This window comes from Streptomyces sp. BE20, assembly GCF_036322525.1.
In the GTDB taxonomy this organism is placed as follows: Bacteria; Actinomycetota; Actinomycetes; order Streptomycetales; family Streptomycetaceae; genus Kitasatospora.
The window spans coordinates 47,825-72,877 of sequence record NZ_JAQYWW010001036.1 but is presented as its reverse complement, the minus strand read 5'-3'; the positions used below and the strand labels follow the sequence as shown (position 1 = coordinate 72,877).

At 74.7% G+C, this 25,053-nt stretch carries 19 protein-coding genes; 11 read left to right on the top strand and 8 right to left on the bottom strand.

All coding sequences use genetic code 11. The features are described from left to right. Positions 1 to 65: 65 nt before the first annotated feature. From PUR61_RS29110 to PUR61_RS29085, 6 genes are all read right to left on the bottom strand, one after another. Positions 66 to 1,418 carry a hypothetical protein gene (locus tag PUR61_RS29110; RefSeq protein WP_329882461.1) on the bottom strand — a complete coding sequence of 451 codons (1,353 nt, stop codon included), beginning with the start codon at positions 1,416 to 1,418 and terminating at the stop codon, positions 66 to 68. A 152-nt stretch (positions 1,419 to 1,570) separates the two neighbouring features. Beyond that, the gene (locus PUR61_RS29105; protein WP_329882460.1) at positions 1,571 to 2,284 is read right to left on the bottom strand and encodes a hypothetical protein; all 714 of its coding nucleotides are present in this window, start codon (positions 2,282 to 2,284) and stop codon (positions 1,571 to 1,573) included. After that, positions 2,281 to 3,675: a hypothetical protein gene (locus PUR61_RS29100; protein WP_329882459.1), complete on the bottom strand. Its 1,395-nt coding sequence runs from the start codon at positions 3,673 to 3,675 to the stop codon at positions 2,281 to 2,283. Before PUR61_RS29100 ends, PUR61_RS29105 begins: the two co-directional genes overlap by 4 nt. A gap of 332 nt (positions 3,676 to 4,007) precedes the next feature. Continuing rightward, positions 4,008 to 5,180 (bottom strand): ARPP-2 domain-containing protein, encoded by a 1,173-nt coding sequence (locus PUR61_RS29095; RefSeq protein ID WP_329882458.1) that lies wholly within the window; start codon positions 5,178 to 5,180, stop codon positions 4,008 to 4,010. Beyond that, a complete protein-coding gene (locus PUR61_RS29090) occupies positions 5,177 to 6,616 on the bottom strand; it encodes a hypothetical protein (protein ID WP_329882457.1) in 1,440 nt (479 codons plus the stop codon). The genes PUR61_RS29095 and PUR61_RS29090 overlap by 4 nt, the downstream gene beginning before the upstream one ends. Before the next feature lie 301 nt (positions 6,617 to 6,917). After that, positions 6,918 to 7,916, bottom strand: coding sequence for an aldo/keto reductase (locus tag PUR61_RS29085; protein ID WP_329882456.1), 999 nt, complete (start codon positions 7,914 to 7,916; stop codon positions 6,918 to 6,920). Positions 7,917 to 8,291: 375 nt separating this feature from the next. Here PUR61_RS29085 and PUR61_RS29080 point away from each other — a divergent pair, with 375 nt between their 5' ends. The 5 genes from PUR61_RS29080 (at position 8,292) to PUR61_RS29060 (ending at position 12,446) form a co-directional block, all read left to right on the top strand. After that, on the top strand, positions 8,292 to 9,158 hold the full coding sequence (locus PUR61_RS29080) for an LLM class flavin-dependent oxidoreductase (RefSeq protein ID WP_329882455.1): 867 nt from the start codon (positions 8,292 to 8,294) through the stop codon (positions 9,156 to 9,158). 32 nt (positions 9,159 to 9,190) lie between these two features. Further along, positions 9,191 to 9,619, top strand: a complete 429-nt coding sequence (locus tag PUR61_RS29075) for a nucleoside deaminase (RefSeq protein WP_329882454.1) — start codon at positions 9,191 to 9,193, stop codon at positions 9,617 to 9,619. 219 nt (positions 9,620 to 9,838) lie between these two features. Beyond that, the gene (locus PUR61_RS29070) at positions 9,839 to 11,098 is read left to right on the top strand and encodes a hypothetical protein (RefSeq protein WP_329882453.1); all 1,260 of its coding nucleotides are present in this window, start codon (positions 9,839 to 9,841) and stop codon (positions 11,096 to 11,098) included. Positions 11,099 to 11,309: 211 nt separating this feature from the next. Then, positions 11,310 to 11,729, top strand: a complete 420-nt coding sequence (locus PUR61_RS29065) for a nuclear transport factor 2 family protein (protein WP_329882452.1) — start codon at positions 11,310 to 11,312, stop codon at positions 11,727 to 11,729. Between the two features lie 126 nt (positions 11,730 to 11,855). Further along, the gene (locus tag PUR61_RS29060; RefSeq protein ID WP_329882451.1) at positions 11,856 to 12,446 is read left to right on the top strand and encodes a DinB family protein; all 591 of its coding nucleotides are present in this window, start codon (positions 11,856 to 11,858) and stop codon (positions 12,444 to 12,446) included. Positions 12,447 to 12,556: 110 nt separating this feature from the next. Here PUR61_RS29060 and PUR61_RS29055 read toward each other — a convergent pair whose 3' ends face one another. Both PUR61_RS29055 and PUR61_RS29050 read right to left on the bottom strand, forming a co-directional pair. Continuing rightward, positions 12,557 to 13,540, bottom strand: coding sequence for an HD domain-containing protein (locus PUR61_RS29055; RefSeq protein WP_329882450.1), 984 nt, complete (start codon positions 13,538 to 13,540; stop codon positions 12,557 to 12,559). A gap of 228 nt (positions 13,541 to 13,768) precedes the next feature. After that, entirely contained in the window at positions 13,769 to 15,001 is a 1,233-nt protein-coding gene (locus PUR61_RS29050; RefSeq protein ID WP_329882449.1) for a hypothetical protein, read from the bottom strand. Between the two features lie 677 nt (positions 15,002 to 15,678). Here PUR61_RS29050 and PUR61_RS29045 point away from each other — a divergent pair. From PUR61_RS29045 to PUR61_RS29020, 6 genes are all read left to right on the top strand, one after another. Continuing rightward, complete coding sequence (locus tag PUR61_RS29045; protein ID WP_443035254.1) at positions 15,679 to 17,358, top strand: acyclic terpene utilization AtuA family protein; 1,680 nt, start codon at positions 15,679 to 15,681, stop codon at positions 17,356 to 17,358. Beyond that, positions 17,355 to 18,953, top strand: a complete 1,599-nt coding sequence (locus tag PUR61_RS29040) for an acyl-CoA carboxylase subunit beta (protein ID WP_329882447.1) — start codon at positions 17,355 to 17,357, stop codon at positions 18,951 to 18,953. Before PUR61_RS29045 ends, PUR61_RS29040 begins: the two co-directional genes overlap by 4 nt. A 14-nt stretch (positions 18,954 to 18,967) precedes the next feature. Continuing rightward, positions 18,968 to 20,926 carry an acetyl/propionyl/methylcrotonyl-CoA carboxylase subunit alpha gene (locus PUR61_RS29035; protein WP_329882496.1) on the top strand — a complete coding sequence of 653 codons (1,959 nt, stop codon included), beginning with the start codon at positions 18,968 to 18,970 and terminating at the stop codon, positions 20,924 to 20,926. A gap of 139 nt (positions 20,927 to 21,065) precedes the next feature. After that, positions 21,066 to 22,253 carry an acyl-CoA dehydrogenase family protein gene (locus PUR61_RS29030; protein WP_329882446.1) on the top strand — a complete coding sequence of 396 codons (1,188 nt, stop codon included), beginning with the start codon at positions 21,066 to 21,068 and terminating at the stop codon, positions 22,251 to 22,253. A 318-nt stretch (positions 22,254 to 22,571) separates the two neighbouring features. Beyond that, entirely contained in the window at positions 22,572 to 24,158 is a 1,587-nt protein-coding gene (locus tag PUR61_RS29025) for a 4-coumarate--CoA ligase family protein (RefSeq protein WP_329882445.1), read from the top strand. A 157-nt stretch (positions 24,159 to 24,315) separates the two neighbouring features. Next, entirely contained in the window at positions 24,316 to 24,936 is a 621-nt protein-coding gene (locus tag PUR61_RS29020) for a TetR/AcrR family transcriptional regulator (RefSeq protein ID WP_329882444.1), read from the top strand. Positions 24,937 to 25,053 lie beyond the last annotated feature (117 nt).

Here is a 25,053-nt window from a genome sequence, read left to right as displayed (position 1 = left end):
GGAAACAGGCATGGGTGACGACCTTCCGGTTCACGGCGGGTGGGTGGGCGAGGTGCTGGGGCGGGTCAGCGGGAGTCGGCGTGGCGCGGGCGCGAGCGGCGGCCGCGCGAGCGTCGGAGGCCCGGCCGGCCGACGTGCTCCGGCCGGGAACCGACCAGGCCGGCGCGGAACAGCCCGTAGACGATGCGCCGTCGGGCCGCCTCCTCCAGGTCGTCCCGCAAGGCACCGTCGCGCAGCAGCGCTTCGGGCCCGAGCAGACCCTCGACGACGGCCAGGGCACCGGCGGTGTCGCCGTGGGCGAGGCGTGCGCGGACGTCGTCGAGGTTCTCCGGGTGACGGTGCGCCCGGTCGATGACCTGGAGACAGGGGAGCGGCGTGCCGGTCAGGGAGGCCAGCAACTCCTCCCTGCGGATCTCGGCGGGGTCGTGGTCCAGCGGGACCAGCACCCCGCCGACCAGCCCGATCCGGTGGAGGGCTCCCCGGCACTCCACCGGGTGGGGTGCCCCGGCGGGGTCGGGCGCCCCCGCCGGGGCAGGGGCGGGCCGGTGGCCCGGAGCCAACGCCGCGGCGACCAGGGGGTGCAGGCGATCGGGCCGGATCAGCCCGGCCCGGAGCAGCTCCGGGTCCGGCAGCACCCAGGTCGCCGCATCGGGCAGTACCGGCAGCCCGGCGGCCCGGTCGGCGGTGGACGGAGTCACGGTGAGCCCGACCCCGTCGGCGAGCAGGTCGAGGACCAGCCGCTGCCGTGAACCGAGACGAACGGCCACGGCCCCGGGGGGCCGGCCCTCGGCGCGGAGCAGGATTCCCGCCTCCGCCGCCCACCGGTCCACGGCGCAGGCGAACCTCGGGGGCACCGGGATCCGGTCCGCGGGCGGCCGATCGGCGCCGGCCCGTTTCCCTAGCTCGTGGGCCCGGCGGGCGTCCCAGAGGTGTCGGTGCAGGTCGAACCGGAACCTCCGATGCGGGTGGGGGTGTGGATGCGGATGTCGGCGGTCGCGGGACCCGGCGCGGGACGCGTCCCACAGCGCGAGGCCGATCCGCTGGCCGGCATCCGCCCAGGCCGGGGGAGTCCGGACCACGAGCTGCACCGCGCCCGCGCCGTACCGTGCCAGCGGCACGGTCAGCCCGGGGCGCAGCAGCCCGTCCGGGGCGACCCTCGGCAGGTGCCAGCGCAACAGGTCCGGCGCCAGGTGCCGCAGATCGCCGCGGACCAGCGCCGCGAGATCGCTGCCGTGGGCGCGTGCGACGGATCGCAGGTCCAGGTCGACATCGACACCTGCGGCCGCACACGCCCCGGCCCAGTCACCGACCAGGCGGCGGGCGGTCGAAGTCTCGATCATGGTGGGCGGCACGGCGAACTCGCGCACGCGCTGCCAGAAGGAAAGCCGGGTGTCCCCGTTCGCGGTTCGAGTGAGCATCAGCACTCACTTCGCGCGGACGGGACCCCCGATCTGGAAGGAGGAGTCATCATCGCGCCGACCCTACTGCGCGCCCGCTCGGCCCCGCACCTCGTTTTCCGCCGGCCCGTCAGCGGGGAGGCCGACGGGCCGGTGGCCGCGGTGTGACCGTGTCACGAGGCGCGTGGGTCCGCGCCCGGCGGTGCGGGCGGGGGCGGCGACAGGGGTTGCGGTGCGGGGGGCGCCGTCGGCATCGGGGGGATCCGGGGGACCGGCGGATCCGCCGCCTCCGGTTCGTCGGACAGCAGCGGGATCCCGTGGCGCAGGTGCACCGCGCCGGGCAGGTCGTAGGTGAGCCGACGCTGTGCGACGGTCTGCCGTTCGACGGTCAGCGCGCCGGTGACGGTGCAGTTCCCGGCCCGGATCTCCGCCAGACGGGTGCGGCGCACCACGGCCACCACGCCGTCCAGCTCGATGACGAGGGCCAGCGCCATCCGGACCGAACCGACCGGGGTGCCGTCCACCAGCAGGTCGACGTGCGGGCTGTTGGTCGAGGTGATGCGGTGCCTGGCCAGCGCCACGACCTCCTCGGTGTCGGGGGCGGCCCGGGTGCGCCGGGCAGCCGATGTCAGGGCCGCGTACCGGCTCCAGCCGGAGGCGGCGCACTCGAACAGGTTCCGGCCGAGCAGGCCGTCCAGCGCCGCGGCCACTTCGTGTTCGACGGCCCGCCCGGCCGCGCCGGTGAACCGGGGGACACCGCGCATCAGGGCATCGACGGTGCCTTGTTCGCGCAGGGCCCCGGTGAGCGCGTCCACGGCGCTGCCGGCCTCCGCCGAGAACAGCAGGTCCCGCGCGGTGGCCGGGTCGGTCAGGGTGGCGCCGGTCATTCCTCCTCCTCGTGCTCCTCGACGCGGTGGGTGCCGGGATCGGATCGCGGCTCCAGCCGGACGGTGCGGGTCGGGCCCGCCGGGTCGTCGGTCTCGTCCACCCGCGGCCGGGGTGGTTCACCGGGGGCGGGCTCGACGGCGACGTGCCCGGAGGCCCAGCGCGGGCCCCGATGTCGGCCGAGGACGTAGGCCCCGGCGGCGGCGGCCAGCACGGCCGCACCACCGGCTGCCGGGCCGACCACCCAGGTGGTGGGCGTCGCGTCGTCCGCGCCAGGGTCGCCACCCGCGCCAGGGTCGCCACCCGCTCCCGGGTCGCTGCCCGTGGCCGGGTCGCTGCCCTGGCCGGGCGCCAGGATCTCGAACGCGGCGTCGTCCGCCATGGCCGGGTAGGCCGGGCACACCGCGTGCAGGGTGTAACGGCCCGGCCGGGCGTCGTCGGCGATCCGGGTGGTCGTGGTGAACCGTCCGCCGTCGTCGGTGGCGACCCGCCGCCAGGTGGTGCCGTTCCAGGACAGCTCGACCTCGGTGCCGTGGCAGGCGAAGCCGGCGCCGGTGACCGCGACCGGCTCGCCCACCCGTCCGCTCGCGGGGGCGGCGCGCAGCTCGGGCCGGCCGTCCCGGGATCCGGTCGAACCGCTCCCGCCGGGAGGGGTCACTGTGAACGTCGCCTCGGCGTGGTACGGGGAGTCGGGGCCGCAGGACGCCGTCACCGGGTGCTCGCCCGGCGGCGTGTCGGCCGGCACGGTGAGCGGACGGCTGAAGGAACCGTCGGCGGCGGGTGCGCCTCGCGCGACCACCTGTCCGTCCCACCGCACCACGACGAGTGCGCTCTTCGTGCAGTGGAAACCGGTGCCCCCGGCGGTGAACTGCCGCCCGGCGGGTCCGCTCGCCGGCTCCAGGGCCAGGGTGGAGGTCACCTCGTCCCCCGTCGCCTCGACCGTGAACGTCGCCGTCGCGGACACGGTCACCGCCGCGGCGGCGGGCGGGGGCGCGGCGGCGGGGCCGGGCGCGGAGACGACCGGGCCGTCGTCGGGCGGTTCCGGTGTGCCGGGTGACGACGGTGTGCCGGGTGACGGCGGAGCGGTACAGCGGGCCGTCACCTCGTGGGCACCCGGAGAGGCGTTCGCGGGGACGTCGACGGTTCCGGTGAAGCGGCCCTTCGACCCGACCTGGGCCGTTCCGGCCGGTGAGGAGTCCCAGGCCAACTGCACGGTGGCGGTCCCGGGGAGGCACGCCCGGAAGCCGTCGCCCCCGACCGTCACCCGGGTCTTCGCCGGGCCGTGGTCCGGGTCGAGGCGCACCGTTGCCCGGGCCTGCGCGGCCGGGGCGAAGAGCACGGAGACGACGGCGACCACCGCGCCCAGCAGCGCCGCGGCCAGGGCGAGGAGCACCGGCCGGCCGGTCCCTAACGGCAATCGCCGGCCGCCTCCGGGGCGGTTCCGGGCACGGTGGGGCCGGTGGGGCCGGTGCGCGGGGGGCCGGGCAGGGCCGGAGCCGCTCGCGCCGGCCGAGCGGGGCAGGTGTCGGGTCATCGCCGACCGTCCTTCTACGAACCTTCTCCCATCATCCTCCGCCCACGGTCACCGCACCATGCCCACGGACGGCGCCCACCGACGATGCCCACGGACGGTCACCGGACCGGGCCCGCCGATCACGGGCGCCGTCACGGCGCGTGCCCGCACCCGACCCCCGACGGCCCGTGGAGTCCGCCCTACCGCCCGCCCTACCGCCCGTCCGTGCGGGCGTGACGGCGGTAGTGGTCGAGGACGTCCTGGCGCAGGAGCGCGCCGAAGCCGGCCGACTCCAGACGGAGCCCGAGCTGGGCCTCGGTGAGGCCCAGGGCCCCGGCGGTGGCCGGGAGGTGCCAGTCGTGGGCGGCGAGCCGGTCGAGGAGGTGACCCCGGCGGACCTGGCTCTCGGAGAGGCGGAAGGACTTGAGGTAGGCGATCCGGCCGTCCTCGTCGGTGATCGCCTCACCGATGTGGTTCTCCCGCTTGGGCCGGAAGTCCGGCAGGAAACGGGAGAGGGTGAAACGGTCGAGCCGGTACACCGTCCGGCGCCGGTAGTCGGCGTCCAGCAGTCCGCCCGCCATGGCCGTGTCGTGGAACTCCGCCCAGGCGCGCTCCTGCTGCTCGACGGCGGCCCGGAGCGCGGCCGGGGAGTCGACCGGACCGGCCGCCCGCAGGTCGGCCCGGAAGTCGGGGACCGGCGTGCTCAGGACGCCGTAGTGGTGGATCAGTTCGCCGTAGAGGTCGAGGAGCAGGCTCCGGTGCAGCGCCCGGTAGTCGTCGGGGTGCGGGACGGCGAACGCGGCGGCGAGCGCGTCGGCGACGTAGAGCACGACGCCGCACTGGCCGGGGTGGATCTCGAACTGCCGCAGGGCGTCGGCGAGTCCGCGGACCTGGGCGCCGCCGTACGCCTCCTCGGCGCGCGGGGACAGCCCGCGCCGCAGGGCGTGCTCGGACCACTGCTCCCAGGAGATTGACGGGCCGCCGAAGTGCAGGGAGAGGTAGCCTTCGAGGGCGAGGTGGAGGGGCAGGAAGCGCAGGCGGGTCCGGTCCGCCCGCTTGGTCATCCGGCGCGGTGCGTGCACCTCGACCAGCTCCGGCGGGGTCCCGGGCGACGACGTGTCGAGCCGGGTCCCGTACGCCGCCGCCGGGGTGCCGTCCCCGCTCCAGTCCGCGACGAAGCCGTGCGGGACGTACGAGCTGTACGTGTCGCGGCGGCCCACCGCGACGGTGGCGAACTCGTCCTCGTAGAGCTCCTGGCGGAGCCGGAGACCATCGACCGGCTCGTCCCGGACCAGCGGCACCAGCCGCACGCCGCCCCACACCTGGGCGGGCCGGGTGTCGAGGCCGGCCAGGTCGAGCCGGAACGCCGGCGGAACGGTGGTCATCGGCCTGCTCCCGCCGCGAGGAACCGCTCGGTGCGGACGGCCAGGTGGTCCGTCAGCTCGGTGAGGTCGGTACGGCCCTCCGCGAACCGGGCGAACTCGACCAGCGCCGGCAGGTCCTCGGCGTCGCGCAGCCCGGCGGTGGGCACGGTCGGGGCGAGGCGCCGGACGTCGAAGTCCTCGGCGTCGTAGACCGGGTTGAGGTGCACGATGCTGGTCCGCCGCTGCGGGTCCAGCCGGGTACGCCAGACCCGCAGTACCTCGGCGGCCAGGCCGGGCGGCGCGTTGTCCCAGCCGTCCGAGACGATCAGCAGCCGCTGCGGTGCGGTGTCGAGGGCATCGAGGATCCGCCGGCCGAGCGGGGTCGGGCCCGAGGGACGGGCGAGCAGCGCGTCCGTGAGGCCGGAGGTCCACAGCGCGGTGTACTCGTCGGCGAGCACCTCCAGCAGGAAGTGGCTCGCCAGGGCGGCGGCGAGCGGCCGCCGACGCTTGGTGCCCGAGCCGTACGAGGAGAAGCTGTCGTCGAGGACGGCCGTGACCCGCCCCCAACTGCCCTCCCGCGCACCGGCGGTGCGTGCGGCCCGGAGGGCCGCGCCGCGCAGGGCACCGGTCAGCTCAGCCCGTCGGGCCGTCCGGTCGGCGGGCGGCAGCCCGAGCACGTACGAGGCGAGCCGGGTGAGCGGCATCCGGGACAGGTCCGTGCGGACGGCGTCGGCGCCGTGGTCGCGGGCGGACTCCTGGAGGCGCAGCCGCTCCAGGGCGGTCATCCGCGGGGCGATGCGTTCCAGGAAGGCGGCACGGGGGATGCCGTGCCGGTGGGCGAAGCCCTCGGCCACCGTGTAGGGAAGCTCGTAGAGGGCCGACTGCTGGTGGTGGGCACGCCGCCAGGCGTCGAGCAGCGGGGCCTCGAACCGGGCGCGGCGGCGCGGGGCGTACAGGAAGTCGCCGGTCTCCTCCGCCACGGTCCGCAGGTGGGTGTGGCGCAGCGCCAGCTTGAGGCCGGCGCGGTACTTCACGGCGTCGAACGCCTGGTCCGGGCGGGCGGCGAGCCAGTCGCGCACGATGGCGCGGGTGCGGCGGTTGTTGACCTTGGCCCGGCGCAGGCCGGCGATCAGCCGGTAGACCCGCTGCGGGGGCAGCAGCGCCAGCCGGCGTGCGATCAGCCGGCCCTCGGTGTGCCGCTGTTCGACGGTCGCGTCGCGGGCGCTCTCCAGCAGGTGCCGGACGATCAGTGCCGCGTTGTGGTCGTTGATGTCCAGGGCGAGCGCGGCGGCGTACGGTCCGCGGTAGTTGACGAGCATGTACGTGTGCAGGAAGTCGAGCGAGAGGCGCTGCTCGTCCGCGCCGCTGTGGAACTCGCGCTGGCCGGTGCCGGTGATGGCGGCGTTGACGAAGAGCAGCACGTCCTCGGCGGCGATCAGGTCGCCGTACGTCTCCACCGTTCCGCTCCCCGCCCCTGTGTGCTGCCGTCCGTGACCCCGGACCCGGAGTGCCGGCCGGGGAATGGGGGCGCGAACTGCGAATCAGTGCTGTAGAGGCGCGTTTCGGAAGTCGCACCGGAGTCCCGCGGCCGGCCCGTCGACCGTAGCAGAGGCGGCCGGGCGGGTTGCCACGGCCCGGAGCTGCGGGCCCCGCCTCCCGCCGCTCCCGGTGTCACGCTCTCTCGTCGCCGAGTCGCCGAGTCGCCGAGTCGCCGAGTCGCCGAGTCGCCGCGTCGCCTTCGGCGGGCCCGTGGGGGGCTCACGCCCAGGGCAGCGCGGCGCGGGTACGCCAGTACGCCTCGGCCGGTTCGGCCATCGGGGCCAGCTCGGCGAGCTGCGCCGATGTGAGGCCGAGCCCGGCGGCGGTGAGGTTGGAGGCCAGCTGCCCGGTGGTGGCCGCCCCCGAGAGCACGACGTCCGCCCAGGGCCGGGCGGCCGCGGCGGCCAGTGCGACGGCGTCGCAGGACGCGCCGGCGGCGGAGGCGAGGGCGCGCAGCGCGGCGGTGTCGGGGCCGGTGGCGTTGCGGTCGGCGAGGCGGCCGTTGGCCATACCCTCCTTGACCACCACCAGGAGGCCCGCCGCGTGGGCCTCGGCGAGCGCCGGCCCGGCGGACGGCTCCAGCACGTTCCAGGTCGACTGGACAGCGGCGAACAGCGGCCGGCCGTCGGCCTCGACCTCCAGCGCGGACCGGACGGTCGCGGCCTGCGCCGGGCCGCTGGTGGACAGACCCACCCGGACGCCCTCGGCGGCCAGCCCGGCCAGCCGCGTGTGCAGGGCGGGGTCGGTGAGGGCGGGGCTGTCGGGCGTGACGGAGTGCACCAGGTACACGTCCGGGCGCCTGCCCAGCAGAGTCCGGGTCTCCTCGACCTGACGGTCGAACACGGCTGTCGAGTGCTCCTTGACCTCGTGGGCGGGGACCCCGGAGGTCCGCCAGTCGGCGGTGTAGGTGTAGCCCCACTTGCTGCCGATCGTCACGTCGGCCACGTTCCCCGGCCGGGAGGCCAGCCACTCGCCGAGGAACTCCTCGGCGCGGCCGTACGAGCGGGCGGTGTCGAAGTACCGCACGCCCGCCGCGTAGGCGGCGTCGAGCAGGGTGTGGGTCCGGGTCCGGAGCGCCTCGACGGTGCGCTCGGCGGGCAGGTCGAGGTCGCGTCCGAGCGTGAGGTAGCCGGGCCGTCCGACCGCGGCCGTGCCCAGACCGAACCGTCCGACCGACGGCCCGGCGGTGGCTGCGGAGGCGGCGGGTGCGGTCGGCATGGTGGGGGCTCCTTCGGGGGTCGCGGCGGGCGGCGGAAGGTCACCGCGCCCGCACCGCACCCTATCCGCCGGCTCCGCCCGGACCGCCTCTGACCTGCGCCGCCCCGGCCGGCCCGGCGCTGCCCCTGCGCGGCAGGGGGCCGGCGCCGAGCAGGGGCAGCGCCGGGGCGAACGGGCGGTCCGTCACAGGCGGGCGACGGCCGGCCGACCCGTCCGCCCGCAGGCCCGGCCGCACCCGCCGCGCCGGCCCCGGGAGGGCGCTGCGCGGGATTCCCGGCGACAGGTCACGATCACCGGTGAATCCACGGCGGAACGGCCCCTGGACCGGCGGGAATCCCTTCTGGGGGCACGTCCTGCCTGACTAGGCTTCGAGCTGTGAAGATCGGAGTCAACATCCACAACTTCGGCCCCGGCACCGACCCGGGAGCCCTGCGGAGCTGGGCCCGCACCGTCGAGGACCTGGGGTTCGACCTGCTGATGGTCTCGGACCACCTCGTCATCACGCCCGACGTCGCCGCGCGGTATCCGGCCCCGTTCTACGAGCCCTTCACCACCCTGTCCTGGCTCGCCGGCGTCACCACCCGGATCCGGCTCGGCACGACCGTCCTGGTCGCCCCGTACCGGCACCCGCTGCTCACCGCGCGGATGGCGGCCAACCTGGACCGGCTGAGCGGTGGCCGGCTGGTCCTCGGTGTGGGGGTGGGCTGGGCACGGCAGGAGTTCGCCGCCCTCGGGATCCCGTTCGAACAGCGCGGCCGGCTGACCGACGACCACCTCCGGGCCGTTCGGGCGGCCTGGGCCGACACCGCCGACTACGGTGCCGGGCGGATCCCGGTCTGGGTCGGCGGGAACAGCGACGCCGGGTTGCGGCGTGCCGTGCGCTTCGGTGACGCCTGGCACCCGCTGCGGCCCACCATGCCGTGGCTGTGCGAGGCGGCGGTGAGGCTGAAGGCCGTCGCCGACGAACTGGGGCTCCCCGTACCGGCCTTCGCGCCACGGATCGCCCTCCGGCTCACCGGGGCACCGATCGTCGGCCCGGACCGGAAGGCCGGTGAGGGCACGATCGAGCAGATCACGGACGACCTCGACCGGCTGCGGCTGCTGGGCGCGGAGACCGTCGTCCTCGACCCCTATGACGGGGACCCGCGCACGACCTGCCACCCGGAGACGGGCCGGGAGGCGCTCGCAGCGGTGGCCGCACACCTCCACCGTCCTCACAGCCGAGACAGCCGAAACAGTTGAAGCAGCAGCCGACGCAACCCGACGGAGCAGTCATGACCGCACCCCACGACCTCGCCTTCCTCCGACGGGCCGTCGCACTCGCGGCCGAGGCCCGCGACGGCGGCAACCCGCCGTTCGGCTCGCTGCTCGCGGGCCCGGACGGGACGGTCCTGGCGGAGGACCGCAACACGACCCTCACCGATCAGGACATCACCGCACACCCGGAGTTGAAGCTGGCGCGGTGGGCCGCGCGGGAGCTGGACCCGGCCACGGCGGCAGGAACCACCCTGTACACCAGCTGCGAGCCCTGCCCGATGTGCGCGGCCGTCATCCGGCGGGCGGGCCTGCGGCGGGTGGTGTTCGCCCTGTCCGGCGAACAGCTCCTGGACATCAGGCCGGGCAGCGATCAGCCGCCCGTCCCGCAGGAGGGCCCCGCCCTGCTCGACGAGGCCCGGTCCGTCGTCGAGCCGTACTACCGCTGACCCCCGGCGTCCGGCCTCCGGCGCCCCGTTCACCTGCGACGGGGCGTGGGGGGTTGTCGGTCGGGTGCGGTAGTTTGTGCTCGCTCCGGGGAGGCAGCCGGGAAATGCAGGTGCCCGCGCGAGGGGTGCTGTGCTTGCCTGTGTCCTGTCGTACACAGGCAGCGGACCAGTTGCTTCCACGATCTCTACGCCGCTCTCAGGAGGCTTCCCATCAACGCCGTGATACGCAGGACCGTCCGCACCACCCTGGTCGCCGCCGCCTGCAGCACCGTTCTCGCCGCCGGGCTCGCCGCGTGCGGTACCGTCCAGCAGCTCACCGCCGCGGAGAAGGTGTCCGACGCCTTCGGGAAGCTCAACGACAGCAAGTCGTTCAGTGCGAAGTTCTCCATCGACGCGACTCCCGCGCAGATCGAGGCCTTCGGCACCGCCACCGGCGAGAAGGTCGACGCGGAGACCGCGGCCGCGCTCTCCGCCGTGAGCCTGGCGGTCTCCTTCAGCGCGGACAAGCCGCTCAAGGACGTCAAGCCGAGCAAGGGCGCCGACGGCAAGACCGTCGACGCGCTGTCGGACAAGTCGGTCTCCTTCTCCTACGCGCTCACCGGCAAGGGCGGCGCGTCGCTGGTCGAGCTGCGCCAGGTCGGCGGCAAGACCTACGCGCAGGCCGACCTCGCGGGCATCGCCACGCTGGTCGGCGAGGACCCGGCCCAGGTCAAGGAGATGACGGAGGGCCTGCCGGCGGCCCTGAAGGACGGCCTGACCGGGAAGTGGGTCACCTTCGACGCGGCGGCGCTCCAGGGCTCCGCGAAGTCGGCCGACGGCAAGGCGGGGGCCTCGCCCTCCGCCGCGCCCACGCTGGACCCGAAGGTCTCGGAGGGCCTCGCGACGTCGCTGAAGAACATCTTCACCAGTGACGTCTCCTTCGAGGACAAGGGCAAGAAGGACGGCAAGGACCTGATCACCCTCAGCGCTCCCGCCCGCAAGCTGGCGGACGACCTGCTGAAGGCCGTCGAGCCGCTGGCCAAGGAGCTTCCGAGCGGGGCCAAGCTGCCGAAGGCCGTCCCGAGTGACGTGCCTGACCGCAAGCTGGCCCTGGACCTCTACCTGGACGGCGGCGCGCTGTCCGCCGTGACCTTCGACCTCGCCCAGCTGGAGGAGAAGCCCACCCCGGGCGCCACGCTTCCGGTGCGGATCGCGTTCGGCAAGGACGCCCCGGCGGTCCAGGCGCCCTCCGGTGCCGCCGAGATCACCTCGGCGGACATCGAGGACATCTTCGGCGGCCTCCTCGGCGGCGGCCTCGGCGGTGCCTCCGTGGGCGGCGCGGACGACTCGGCCGGTGCGGCGGCGGCCACGCCGCTCACCGACTCCCAGGTGAAGGAGCTGACCAAGGGCGGTGGGCTGACCGAGGACGAGGTGCGCCTCTACAACAAGCTGGGCCTCGGCTACGAGGACATCAAGGACCTGGCCACCGCGGGCGCCTGACCTGACCTGACCTGACCAAGGCATGTCCGCGGTCCGTCCGTCCCGTTCGCCTCGTCCGCCGCACCCGGTGGGCGGGGCGGACGCGTGTCCGGCCGGTCCGCCGGAACGCGCCCGCCCCCGGGCCGGAGCAGGAATCGGCCCGGAACCGGTCGTCCCGGAAGCAATCCTGTGATGGTGTGGTACCCCGTGTCCGAGTCCAGGGGAGGCCACCGTGTCCCGAACGCCGCAGCAGATCTTCCAGAGCTACGTCTACGCGGGTTCCCTGACCCGGAACGCCGACGCCCTGGCCGAGAACTTCACCGAGGACGGTGTCCTCGAAGCGCCGCTGATGCCGGGCGGCGCCGCTTTCCCCAGGAAGCTGGTGGGGCGCGAGGAGATCCGTCGGACGATGGCGGCCTACTACGAGCGGGAGTCGGAGGGCGGCCGGTTGCCGAACCTGGAGAAGTCCGGGTACGTGCTGCACGTGACCGCCGATCCCGACGTGTTCATCGCCGAGATCGACACGGTCTTCGACGGGCCCGGTGACGGGGGAGGGGGCGACGAGACCGTCTCGCTGGTGCAGATCTTCCGCGTCCGGGACGGGAGGATCGCTCGCCTGCGGGACTACTTCGCGCCCGAGTTGATGAGCTGAGGACGTTCGAGCACGCGTCACGCCGGCACGCTCACCGCCGGGGCCCGCGCAGCCGGGGCGGTCACCGCCGGTCGTCGCGGGGAAACCCGCTGGCGAACCGTCCGCTCTCCAACGATCATGGAACGCATGAGCGACCTCCTCCCGACCGACCCGACCGAGACCGACCGGCCCGCACGATGGAGCCGGGCGACCGTCTACCCCGACATGTGGGCCGATCCGGACGACGACCCCCGTGCCCGGGACCAGACCGGTCCGGACGGCGAGCTCGCGACGCTGCTGAACTTCCTGGCGGACTACCGCACCACCCTGCGGATGAAGTGCGAGGGCCTCGACGCCGAACAGCTCGCGCGCCGGTCGGTCCCGCCGTCGACGATGTCGTTGCTCGGTCTCGTCCGGCACCTCGCCGAGGTGGAACGGGACTGGCAGAACTGGATCACCGACGGTGAGCCGCTGCCGAAGCTGTACGGCAGGCGCGACGCGGACTTCGACGAAGCCGTCGCCGAACAGGCCGTGGTCGACGGCGCGCACGCCGATCTGGCGCGCGAGCAGGCCGCGACCGATGCCGCCCTGGCCGGGCACCCGGACCTCGGCGAGCGCCTGGGGAAGGACGGGATCGCGGTGCGGGAGCTGATGGTCCACCGGATCGAGGAGTACGCCCGACACTGCGGGCACGCCGACCTGCTGCGCGAGTGCGTCGACGGGAGGGTGGGCCAGTAGCTCGTGCGACGGGCGGACCGGGGGCGGCGTCCTCTCCTTTGGCCCGCCGGCGCGCCTCCGCGTCGTCGTGTCCCCACGTCGCCGTGCCCGGTGTCCCCGTGCCGGCTGTCTCAGTCCCACCGGACGCGGAACGTGGTGGACAACGACCTCAGCGCGTCCAGCTCGGCGGCCAGTTCCGGCGCGGACACCTCGATCCGCTGCCCGTCCACCAGCGGCTCGGAGCTGTAGATCTTGCGCAGCGAGAAGTCCCAGCCGGAGGCGTCCCCGGGAACGCCCGGAGCGCTGCCGGCCGTGACCTTCAGCCGGTGCGGCTCGTACCGGATCATGGCACTCTCCACCCGCGTGGCCTCGCAGGCGTCGAGCGCGGACCACAGCTGCGGATCGGTCAGCCGAGCGAGCCCGGCCGGGGCGAGGTCCGTGCTGTCGAGCAGCCGGCGGGCCAGGCGGCGGACCACCGAGACCGGACCCACGTTGTCCCACGAGGTGTGCAGCCGTGCTTCCGCGCAGACCAGGCCGACCAGCGAGGCGGCGGTCTCGCGGTCGGCCGACACCGCGGCGTCCTTGAGACGGAGTCGGCCCAGCAGGGCGGCCGGATCGGCGTCCAGGCGCCCGGCGGCACGCCCACTGCGCACGTAGGAGTCGAGATGGTCGAGATTCAGCAGGTTGGAGCGGTTGGTGAGCGGTGAGGGCGGCTGCGCGCCGAGTGCGGCGACGACGGCTCGGGCGCTGATCCCGTGCTCCTCCAGCACCGGACGGATCGGGTCGGCCCGCAGCAACTGCAGGCCGATCGCGTGGTGGTCGAGGCCGGAGAGGCCCTCGAAGGTGTGGCTCAACGGCAGGTGGCCGATGTCGTGCACCAGCGCCGCGACCCGCAGGAGTTCGTCCTCCGGTCGGAAGTGCGCGACCAGGGCGAGCACGCCGAGGGTGTGTTCGAGCCGGGAGTACGACTGCAGGGTGCTGATCGTCGAAGCCCCGCCGTGTGCCACGAAGTGCAGGCGCCGCAGCGGTTCGGTGCGCAGCAGGGCGACTTCGACGGGGTTCAGCCGGACGGGGATCCGCCACAACGGGTCGGTGAACACGGGTGACAGGCCCACCACATGGGTCGGGGCGGGTGATGCTGCGTCAGTTCTGGTTTCCTGCAACGATTTCTGATCCATTAGGCCGACCATCCGGTCACTCTACGGGAGGACGCCGGGCTTGGGCAGTCAATTGATCGCCCGGTCACCGGCCGTGCGGCGTGGCGCCGACCTGCAGGTTCGGCGCCACGCCGCCTCGTGCGTCACCCTGTGCGTGATCCCGGTGCGGCACAGGCGACTCGGACCCTACGGGCGCCAGACGGTGGCCAGGTGGGAGGGGTAGAGACTTCCCGCCGACCGGAACAGCGAGAGCCCGACGACCAGGCCCGTGTTGTTGATGAACAGGGTGGTGTTGGTGGTACCGGTGGGGTCGAGGTCCGTGAGGGTGCCGTCGGCGGCCCAGATCTTGCCCGCCTGGTACTGCCGGGCCGGGATGCCGTCCCACGAGTAGCCGATCGCGGTGCCGGAGTCGTTGATCCCGACGGCGGTCGACTTGGCGCCCGACGAAGCGGCGAGGGGGAGAGGGGTGAGGGTGCCGGTGGGGCTCCACTTCGCGGCGGACGTCTGGCTGGAGGTCGGGTTCGGCTGGTGCTGGCCCACGACGGTGCCGGAGCCGTTGACGGCGACCGGCAGGGTGTTCGCCCCGAGGTCGAGGATCGCCCCGTTGGGCGACCGGACCAGACCGTGCCGGACGGTTCCGGTCGACTGCGGCCGGTCGGCCCATCCGATCACCGTGCCGGCGTCGTTGATCTGGACCGGCACGTCGCCGACCCCGCCGGTCGGACCGGTCTGGAACGGGGTCGGCGTGCCGGTGGAGCTCCAGATCACGCCGCGGTACGTGCCGCTCCCCGTGGAGGAGCGGCCGATCGCGACTCCGGCGCCGTTGATGTCGACGGCCTCGCTCCTGGTGCCCCCGGGCAGCGGGGCGAGGGCGACGACGGTGCCGTCCGGGCGCCAGGCCACGGCGTGCTCCTCGGCGCCGTTGCTGGAGACCCCGACCACGGCGCCGCCGGAGCCGATCGCCGTGGGCTTGCTGTACTGGTCGCCGGGCAGCGGCGGCAGGACGGTGGGTGTGCCGTCGGCGGCCCAGCGGACGGCCGTCGCCCGGTAGCGGTCCCGGGAGGCGGGCCAGGAGATGCCGATGGCGAGGTTCGCGTCGTTCACCCCCAGGGCCTGCGCGAAGTCCTCGCCGGACAGCGGGGGGAGGGTGGTGGGGGCGAGGTCGGGGTTCCAGCGGATGGCGCTGGTGTCGTTGCCCTGGCCGGACCCGTAGGCGTAGCCGACGACGACGCCGTTGTCGTTGACCCCGGTGGGGTCGCTGAAGGACCGGGCGGGCAGGCCGGTCTGCAGGATGGTCGGGGTGGGGGCGGTGGCCGCGGCGGGTGCGGCCGGCGTCGCGGGGGCGGCCCCCAGCAGCGCTCCGGCGGTGAGGGCGGCGGTGACGGCGATCGCCGTACGGCGGCCGGTCCGGAAGTCCATGGCACGGGTTCCCTGTCTACTCGGCGACATGTCGGCCCGGTCCGGCGGCGGTTGCGGCGGACGGGCCGGTGGTGCGGTGGTACGGGGCGGGCCGTGCTTGCTCGCCGCCGGTACGGACACCGGGCACACCGGGGCGGTGGTACCGCCCGCTCGCGGGTGGCCGGTGGTCGGGCCGCGCGCCCGGCGACGAACTGTCTTGGCCGCGACTCTAGTTGGCGCACCTCGCCTTCGCAGGTGATTCCGCCTGTCCGGACGGGGCTTCCCAGGTGTGCACGCGTCAGGAGGGGGCGATGGCGCATCCGCACGTTGCGGACCCGCCCCGGGGCGCCCCTGGCGGCAGTGGCACCCGGGTGCGCGAGGCGGCGGTCGCGGCGGTCGCCCCTCAGCCGGAGCGGCGGGTGCCGGCCACCGGCGTGCCGCCGAGTGGGGCGAACCGCCGGCAGGCTGTACCGCCGTGGCCCTGCTCTGAACGTGAAAACAAGCAGGCGTGATTGCTTTTTCTCGCGCACGGTGCCACTCTGCTCACCGACGGCGAACATCGGGCCACCGGTCGGGGAGGCGCTCGCGTGACATCGGGGTCGAAGTCGGGTGCGGGGGAGGCGGATCGGCCGGGGCCGGTGCTGCGGATCGGCAATGCGTCGGGGTTCTACGGGGACCGGTTCTCGGCGGTGCGGGAGATGCTCACGGGCGGGCCCTTGGACGTGCTCACCGGGGACTACCTGGCCGAGCTGACCATGCTGATCCTCGCCCGCGACCGGCTGAGGGATCCCTCCCTCGGGTACGCGAAGACCTTCCTCCGGCAGATGGAGGAGTGCCTCGGCCTGGCCCTGGATCGCGGGGTCCGGATCGTGACCAACGCCGGCGGGCTCAACCCGGCCCGACTGGCGGACGCCGTCGTGGAGTTGGCGAAGCGACAGGGGCTGGAGCCGGCTGTCGCGTACGTCGAGGGGGACGACCTGCTGCCCCGCCGGGCCGAACTCGGACTCCCGGAGGGGCTGTTGGCGGCCAACGCCTACCTCGGAGCGTTCGGCGTCGCGGAGTGCCTGACGGCCGGCGCCGACGTGGTGGTCACCGGCCGGGTGACCGACGCCTCGCTGGTCGTCGGGCCGGCCGTCGCCCGCTTCGGCTGGACCGGGGACGACCTGGACGCCCTCGCGGGCGCCGTCGTCGCCGGGCACGTCCTGGAGTGCGGCGCGCAGGCCACCGGCGGCAACTACGCGTTCTTCCGGGAGCACGACGTCACCCGGCCCGGCTTCCCGGTCGCGGAGCTGTACGCCGACGGGTCCAGCGTGGTGACCAAGCACCCCGGGACGGGCGGCGCGGTCACCGTCGGCACCGTCACCGCCCAGCTCCTCTACGAGACGGGTGGACCGCGCTACCTGGGCCCGGACGTGACGGCGCGCCTGGACACCGTCCGGCTCACCCGGGAGGGCCCGGACCGGGTCCGGATCGACGGGGTGCGCGGCGAGGCCCCGCCCACCACGCTCAAGGCCGGGCTCAACCGGCTGGGCGGGCACCGCAACGAGGTGGTCTTCGTCCTCACCGGGCTGGACATCGAGGCCAAGGCGGACCTGGTGCGGCGGCAGTTCGAGGAGGCGCTGGCGCCCGGATCCCGGCCTGCCGAGCTGCGCTGGACGCTGGCCCGCACCGACCACCCGGACGCCGAGACCGAGGAGACCTCCTCCGCGCTGCTCCGGCTCACCGCGCGGGATCCGGACCCCGCCAGGGTCGGCCGCGACCTCGGCCGGGCGGCGGTGGAACTCGGGCTCGCCGGCTACCCGGGCTTCCACCTGGTCGCACCGCCCGGGCCCGGGGCGCCGTACGGGGTGTTCACGGCCGTGCCCGTGGACGCGGCGGCGGTCGAGCACACGGCGGTCCTGCCGGACGGCCGCCGGGTGGCCGTCCCGCCCGCCGCTCCGCCGCGTCCCGCTGGCCCGCTGCGTCCCGAACCGCCGCCGCCCGCGCCGCAACTCCCGGGCGGGGAAGCCGGGTACGGGCTCCCCGTGCCGCTCCCCGGCGGCGGTCCCACCCGCCGGGCACCGCTCGGTCTGGTGGCGGGCGCCAGGAGCGGCGACAAGGGCGGTGACGCCAACCTCGGCGTCTGGGCCCGCGACGAGCCCTGCTGGCGCTGGCTCGCGCACGCCCTCACCGTCGACCGGCTGCGGGAGCTCCTCCCCGAGACGTCGGAGTCGGAGATCGTCCGGCACGTCCTGCCGAACCTCCGCGCGCTCAACTTCACCATCACCGGTCTGCTCGGCGAGGGGGTGGCGGCCCAGCACCGCTTCGACCCGCAGGCGAAGGCGCTGGGGGAGTGGCTGCGCTCGCGCCACCTCGACATCCCGGAGGCACTGCTGTGACCGTCCTGCCCACCCGCCTCGACCCGGGCGGCGCCGACTTCACCGGGCACCGCGCCGCGATGCTCGCCAAGCTGGCCGAACTCGACGCCGAGCATGTCGCGGCGCTGGCCGGCGGCGGTCCCAGGTACGTCGAACGCCACCGCGAGCGCGGCAAGTTGCTGCCGCGAGAGCGGATCGAGCTGCTGATCGACCAGGACTCGCCGTTCCTGGAGCTCTCCCCGCTCGCCGCCTGGGGCAGCGACTACCCGGTGGGCGCCGCACTGGTCACGGGGATCGGCGTGGTCGAGGGCGTCGAGTGCGTGATCACCGCCAACGACCCGACCGTGCGCGGCGGAGCCTCCAACCTGTGGACGCTGCGCAAGGCCCAGCGCGCCAACGAGATCGCCCTCACCAACCGCCTCCCCTTGGTCAATCTGGTCGAGTCCGGCGGCGCCGACCTGCCCAGCCAGAAGGAGATCTTCATCCCCGGCGGCGCCCTCTTCCGCGACCTCACCCGGCTCTCCGCCGCCGGGATCCCCACCGTGGCGGTGGTGTTCGGCAACTCGACGGCCGGCGGCGCCTACGTGCCCGGGATGTCCGACCACACCGTGATGGTCGCGGAGCGGGCCAAGGTGTTCCTGGGCGGCCCGCCGCTGGTGAAGATGGCCACCGGGGAGGAGACGGACGACGAGTCGCTCGGCGGCGCCGAGATGCACGCCCGCACCTCCGGGCTGGCCGATCACTTCGCGGCGGACGAGCAGGACGCGCTGCGCCTCGCCCGCCGGATCGTGGCCCGCTTCGACCACCGCAAGCCGGGCCCCGACCCCGACCCGTCGGCCGAGCCGCCGAAGTACGCCGAGGAGGAACTGCTCGGCATCGTCCCGGGTGACCTCAAGGTGCCGTTCGACCCGCGCGAGGTGATCGCCCGGATCGTCGACGGCTCCGACTTCGACGAGTTCAAGCCGCTCTACGGCACCAGCCTGGCCACCGGCTGGGCCCGCCTGCACGGATTCCCGGTCGGCATCCTGGCCAACGCGCAGGGCGTCCTGTTCAGCCAGGAGTCCCAGAAGGCGGCGCAGTTCATCCAGCTGGCCAACCAGCGGGCGGTCCCGCTGCTCTTCCTGCACAACACCACCGGGTACATGGTGGGCCGCGCGTACGAGCAGGGCGGCATCATCAAGCACGGCGCGATGATGATCAACGCGGTCGCCAACTCCCGTGTCCCGCACCTGTCCGTGCTGCTGGGCGCCTCCTACGGGGCCGGTCACTACGGCATGTGCGGGCGGGCGTACGACCCGCGGTTCCTGTTCGCGTGGCCGAGCGCCAAGTCGGCGGTGATGGGGCCGCAGCAACTGGCCGGGGTGCTGTCGATCGTCGCGCGGCAGTCCGCCGCCGCGAAGGGCCGGCCCTACGACGAGGACGCGGACGCGGCGATCCGGGCCATGGTGGAGCAGCAGATCGAGGCGGAGTCGCTGCCGGTGTTCCTCTCCGGGCGGCTCTACGACGACGGGGTGATCGACCCGCGCGACACCCGGACGGTGCTCGGGCTCTGCCTCTCCGCGGTCCACAACGCGCCGGTCGAGGGCGCGTCCGGCTATGGCGTCTTCCGGATGTGAGAGGGAACAACGTGCTGATCACCCACCTGCTGGTGGCCAACCGCGGCGAGATCGCCCGCCGGATCCTGCACACGTGCCGGGAGTTGGGCATCGCCACCACGGCCGTGTACGCCGACCCGGACGCCGGCGCCCCGCACGTCCGCGAGGCCGACACCGCCGTCCGGCTGCCCGGTGCGGCGCCCGCCGACACCTACCTGCGCGGCGACCTCCTGATCGCCGCCGCGCTCGCGGCCGGCGCGGATGCCGTCCACCCCGGGTACGGGTTCCTCTCGGAGGACGCCGGTTTCGCGCGGGCCGTGCTGGACGCGGGCCTCGTCTGGGTCGGTCCCGGGCCGGAGGCGATCGCCGCGATGGGCTCCAAGACGGCCGCCAAGCGGCTGATGACGAAGGCCGGTGTGCCCGTCCTGGACGCCTTGGCCGAGCCGGTCGAGGCCGACCTGCCGCTGCTGGTCAAGGCGGCCGCCGGCGGCGGCGGGCGCGGTATGCGGGTGGTACGCCGACTGGCCGACCTGGAAATCGAGTTGGCGTCGGCCAAGGTGGAGGCGGCGAGGACCTTCGGCTCCGACGAGGTGTTCTGCGAGCGCTACCTGCCCGCCGGCCGGCACGTCGAGGTGCAGGTGCTCGCCGACGCGCACGGGACGGTGTGGGCGGTGGGCGACCGTGACTGCTCGTTGCAGCGGCGGCACCAGAAGGTCGTCGAGGAGGCGCCCGCGCCCGGCCTCGACCCGGCGGTGCGCGCCGCCCTGCACGAAGCCGCCGTCGCCGCCGCCCGGGCCACCGGGTACGTCGGCGCGGGGACGGCGGAGTTCCTGCTCGCGCCGGACGGGCGGTTCTACTTCCTGGAGATGAACACCCGTCTCCAGGTGGAGCATCCGGTCACCGAAGCCGTCACCGGCCTCGACCTGGTCGCCCTCCAGCTCACCGTCGCCGAGGGCGGGAGGCTCACCGGGCCCGCGCCGGAGACGGTCGGCTGCGCGATCGAGGCCCGCCTCTACGCGGAGGACCCGGACCACGCCTGGAGGCCCTCCACCGGTGTCCTGCACCGTTTCGGGATCCCGCTCCCGCACACCGAGTTCACCGGGCGCGGGCTACGGCTGGACTCCGGCGTCGCCGACGGCGGCGAGATCACGGCGCACTACGACGCGATGCTGGCGAAGGTGATCGCCTGGGGGCCGACCCGGTCGGCCGCCGCCCGGCGGCTGGCGGACGCGCTCGCCCGGGCCCGCATCCACGGGCCCGTCACCAACCGGGAGTTGCTGGTGCGCGCGCTCCGGCACCCGGAGTTCCTGGCGGGGCGCCTGCACACCGCCTTCCTGACCGAGCACGCGGCCGAGCTCGTCGCGCTGGGCGCCCCGGCCCCCGGCGGCGCCCGCGGCGCCGCCCCCGACGGTGCCGACCGGGCCCTCGCCGCCCTCGCCGCCGCGCTCGCCGACGCGGCGGGCCGCCGGACCGCACTGCCGTCGGGCTGGCGCAACCTCCCCTCCCAGCCACAGGTGAAGCGCTACCGGACCGCCGACGGCGTCGAGACGGAGGTCCGCTACCGGCTCACCCGCGACGGCCTGCGGGCCGAGGGCCACCCGGACACGGTCCTGGTCGACTCCTCGCCGGAGCGCGTCACGCTGCGGACCGGCCCGCTCCGCCGGATCTTCGACGTCACCCGCCACGGCGACCGCGTGTACGTCGACACACCGTCCGGTACCACGGTGCTCACCGTGTCGGACCGCTTCCCCGACCCCGCCGCGCGGACCGACCCGGGCGCGCTGCTCGCCCCGATGCCCGGCACCGTCGTCCGCACCGTCGCCGCCGTCGGCGACACCGTCACCGCCGGGCAGCCGCTGCTCTGGCTGGAGGCGATGAAGATGGAGCACCGCGTCACCGCTCCCACCGACGGCGTCCTCGCCGAGCTCCGGGCCGCCCCGGGCCAGCGGGTGGAACTCGGCACCCTGCTCGCCGTCGTGCAGCCCGCCACCTGAGCACCGGCCGCCCGGAACGGCCGAGCCGGGCCCCGGCCGCAGCCGCGGCCCCGGCCCTGGCTCGCAGGCCGCCCCCGCCCCCGGCTCCCGCCCCCGCTCCCGTACCGAGAGCCCTCGCCCCCGCCCGGAAGGACCAGCCATGTCCGCACCGCGCACCACCGCCCCCGGCAGCCCGCTCGTCGAGACCCCCGAACGCCAGGCGCTGCGCCGCGCCGTCGCCGACCTCGGCGCCCGTTACGGCTCCGCCTACTACCTGGCCAAGGCCCGCGCCGGCGAGCCCGTCGACGAGCTCTGGGCCGATGCCGGGAAGGCCGGCTACCTCGGGGTGAACCTCCCCGCCGAGTACGGCGGTGGTGGCGGCGGGATCACCGACCTCGCCATCGTCCTGGAGGAACTCGGCACCGCCGGGTGCCCGCTGCTGCTCCTGATCGTCTCCCCGGCGATCTGCGGCACGGTCGTGGCCCGTTTCGGCACCGAGGAGCAGAAGCGGCACTGGCTGCCCGGACTGGCCGACGGCAGCCGGCGGATGGCCTTCGGCATCACCGAGCCGGACGCCGGCTCCAACACGCACCGGATCTCCACCGTCGCGCGCCGCGGCGGCGGGGACTGGCTGCTGACCGGCCGCAAGGTGTTCGTCTCCGGCATCGACCACTCCGACGCCGTCCTGTTCGTCGCCCGCACCGAGGACGCCCGCACCGGGCGGCTCAAGCCCGCCCTGTTCGTCGTGCCGCGCGAGACCCCGGGCTTCGAGTTCCGGCCGATCCCGATGGAACTGGTCTCCCCCGAACGTCAGTTCCAGGTCTTCCTGGACGAGGTCCGGCTGCCCGCCGACGCCCTGGTCGGGGACGAGGACGCGGGGCTGCTCCAGCTCTTCGCGGGCCTCAACCCCGAGCGGATCATGACCGCCGCGTTCTCCCTCGGTCTGGCCCGCCAGGCGCTCGGCAAGGCCGTCGAGTACGCGAAGACCCGCACCGTCTGGTCGACCCCGATCGGCGCGCACCAGGGCCTGGCGCACCCGCTCGCCCAGTGCGCGGTGGAGATCGAGCTGGCGCGGCTGATGACCCAGAAGGCGGGTCTGCTCTACGACGCGGGCGACGACCGGGCCGCAGGCGAGGCCGCCAACATGGCGAAGTACGCGGCGGGGGAGGCGGCCGCCCGGACGGTCGACCAGGCCGTTCAGACCCTCGGCGGCAACGGTCTCACCCAGGAGTACGGCCTCGGGGCCCTGCTCGCCGCGACCAGGGTCGGCCGGGTCGCCCCGGTCAGCCGCGAGATGGTGCTCAACTACGTGGCCCAGCACACGCTCGGGCTGCCCAAGTCCTACTAGGCAGGCCGGACCGGTCCCGTCCGGGACCGGTCCGGCCCCGCCCCGAGGACTCCCTCCCGCCCCACCGCGCCGAGCCCTCGAACGGATCGTCGCATCATCGTTCTGGCATCTGACCGCCTCCGGAGGCGTCCGGCCCTCCGACCTCGGTGTTCGCGGACCGCGCCCCTTCTTGCGCCCCGCGCGCTCCGCCAAACGTTCGTCACTACGACGCACCGCCCGGCCACTGTCCGTATGCTCCTGTGCGCACCGTGCGGCCGGTCGTCCAGGACCTCCCGCCGGCCACCCCGCCCGCGCCAATTTCCGCACAGGAGGCACTCCTTGGTGTTCCACAGCGAGTTCCCGGACGTCGGCATCGTCGACCTGCCCCTGCACGAGGCCGTCCTGGGCGGCGCCGAACGCCACGGTGACCGGCCCGCCCTGGTCGACGGTGTCACCGGCGAGACGGTCACCCACGCCCAGCTCGGCCGTGCCGTCCGCCGGGTCGCGGCCGGACTGGCCGAGGCGGGCGTCCGCCAGGGCGACGTGGTGGCCCTGTTCAGTCCCAACTCCATCGGCTACCCGATGGCCTGCTACGGCGCCGGTCGGGCCGGCGCCACCGTCACCACCGTCTCCTCCTTCGCCACCGCCGGCGACCTCGCCGGCCAGCTGGCCGACAGCGGCGCCCGCTGGCTGATCACGGTCTCGGCGTTCCTGCCCACCGCCCGGGCCGCCGCCGAGAAGCTCGCCGCCGAAGGCCGGCCGCTCGCCGAGATCATCGTCCTGGACGGCGTTCCGGGCCACCGCTCGCTCGCCGACCTGCTCGCCGCCACCGGCCCCGCACCCGAGATCGACCTCGACCCGGCGACCGACATCGCCGTCCTGCCGTACTCCAGCGGCACCACCGGGATGCCCAAGGGGGTGATGCTCACCCACCGATCGATCGCCACCAACCTCGCCCAGACCGACGCCCTCTACCGCCCCGCAGAGGGCGAACGGGTGCTCGCCGTCCTCCCCTTCTTCCACATCTACGGCCTCGCCGCCCTGCTCAACCAGCCGCTGCGCTGCGGTGCCACCGTCGTCGTGCTGCCCCGCTTCGACCTGGAACAGTTCTGCCGCACCATCGAGGAGCAGCGCGTCCAGGCCCTGATCGTGGCCCCGCCGATCGCCCTCGCCCTGGCCCGGCACCCGGTGGTCGACCGCTACGACCTGTCCTCGGTCGAGTACCTGCTCTGCGCGGCGGCCCCGCTGGACGGCGATCTCGCCGAGTCCTGCGCCCGCCGCCTCGGCCTGCCGCACATCCTCCAGGGCTACGGCATGACCGAGCTCTCCCCGGTCAGCCACCTGGTCTCCCCCTCCGAGACCGACCCGCCCCCGGGCTCGGTCGGCCGGATGGTCCCCTCCACCGAGCTGCGCGTCGCCGCCCTCGACGGCAGCGACCCGGACCTCGGCCCCGGTGAACGCGGCGAGCTGCTGATCCGCGGCCCCCAGGTGATGAAGGGCTACCTCGGCCGCGCGTCCGAGACCGCCGCCACCGTCGACGCCGAGGGCTGGCTGCACACCGGTGACGTCGGCTTCGTCGACGACCGCGGCTACCTGCACATCGTCGACCGGGTGAAGGAGCTGATCAAGTACAAGGGGTACCAGGTCGCCCCCGCCGAACTGGAGGCGCTGCTGCTCAGCCACCCGCAGATCGCCGACGCGGCGGTGATCGGCGTGCGCAACGCCGAGGGCACCGAGTGCCCCAAGGCCTTCGTGGTGCGGGCCCCGGGCAGCGCGCTCACCGAGGAGGAGGTGGCGGCCTTCGTGGCCGGGCAGGTCGCCCCGTACAAGAAGGTCCGCGTGGTCGAGTTCCTGGAGGTCGTCCCCAAGTCCCCGGCGGGCAAGATCCTGCGCCGGGAGCTGCGGGCCCGGGAGGCCGCCCGCTGACGGGCACCCGCCGCGTCGCCGTACGACCCGGGGCGTCACCGGCCGCACCGCGCGGGCCGTGGTCTGGCAGGATCTGGCGCACCCCCCGGGCCCCCGGGCCGGTCGCCGTCCCCGGCCCCGCCCGCCGGCCCTCGCACGAACGGAACCGCCACCGCAGATGACCACGCACCCCACCGCCCGCGCCCCCCGGCAGGACCGCAGCCGCGCCACCCGGGCGCGGCTGCTGGCGGCGGCCGTCGACTGCCTCGCCGAGCTCGGCTGGAACGGCTCCACCGTCGCCGTCGTCGCCGAACGGGCCGGTGTCTCCCGGGGCGCGGCCCAGCACCACTTCCCGACCCGCGAGGACCTCTTCACCGCGGCGGTCGAGCACGTCACCGCCGAGCGGCTGGCCGCCGTCCGGGCCCACGCGGACGAGCTGCCGGCCGCGGGCCCGGCGCGCACCGAGGCCGTCGTCGGCATGATCGTCCGCCTCTACACCGGCCCGCTGTTCCGCGCGGCCCTCCACCTGTGGGTCGCCGCCGCCACCGAGGAGTCGCTGCGCGACCGGATCATCGGCCTGGAGGGACGCGTCGGACGCGAGGCCCACCGGGCCGCCGTCGAGTTCCTCGGGGCCGACGAAAGCGTCCCCGGTGTTCGCGAGACGGTGCAGGCCACCCTCGACATGGCACGCGGTCTCGGCCTGGCGAACCTGCTCACCGACGACAGTGCACGACGATCCGGAGTGATCCGGCAGTGGGCGGGCGTTCTTGAGGGTACGCTGCGGCCGGTACGCCCATGACGCCCGTACACCTGAACGACCGGCCGACCCTTCACCAAGGGGTCGCCGGGCGGCCGATGTCCGTGCAGTCTGGAGAAGAACCCCGGCCGGCACGGACCGCGAGGCCCCGCCCGGCCG

Excerpts from the sequence above, each read along its gene's own strand:
- PUR61_RS29110 (WP_329882461.1), bottom strand. The coding sequence starts at position 1,418 with ATGCTCACTCGAACCGCGAACGGGGACACCCGGCTTTCCTTCTGGCAG.
- PUR61_RS29105 (WP_329882460.1), bottom strand. The coding sequence starts at position 2,284 with ATGACCGGCGCCACCCTGACCGACCCGGCCACCGCGCGGGACCTGCTG.
- PUR61_RS29095 (WP_329882458.1), bottom strand. The coding sequence starts at position 5,180 with ATGACCACCGTTCCGCCGGCGTTCCGGCTCGACCTGGCCGGCCTCGAC.
- PUR61_RS29085 (WP_329882456.1), bottom strand. The coding sequence starts at position 7,916 with ATGCCGACCGCACCCGCCGCCTCCGCAGCCACCGCCGGGCCGTCGGTC.
- PUR61_RS29075 (WP_329882454.1), top strand. The coding sequence starts at position 9,191 with ATGACCGCACCCCACGACCTCGCCTTCCTCCGACGGGCCGTCGCACTC.
- PUR61_RS29060 (WP_329882451.1), top strand. The coding sequence starts at position 11,856 with ATGAGCGACCTCCTCCCGACCGACCCGACCGAGACCGACCGGCCCGCA.
- PUR61_RS29050 (WP_329882449.1), bottom strand. The coding sequence starts at position 15,001 with ATGGACTTCCGGACCGGCCGCCGTACGGCGATCGCCGTCACCGCCGCC.
- PUR61_RS29045 (WP_443035254.1), top strand. The coding sequence starts at position 15,679 with ATGCTCACGGGCGGGCCCTTGGACGTGCTCACCGGGGACTACCTGGCC.
- PUR61_RS29030 (WP_329882446.1), top strand. The coding sequence starts at position 21,066 with ATGTCCGCACCGCGCACCACCGCCCCCGGCAGCCCGCTCGTCGAGACC.
- PUR61_RS29020 (WP_329882444.1), top strand. The coding sequence starts at position 24,316 with ATGACCACGCACCCCACCGCCCGCGCCCCCCGGCAGGACCGCAGCCGC.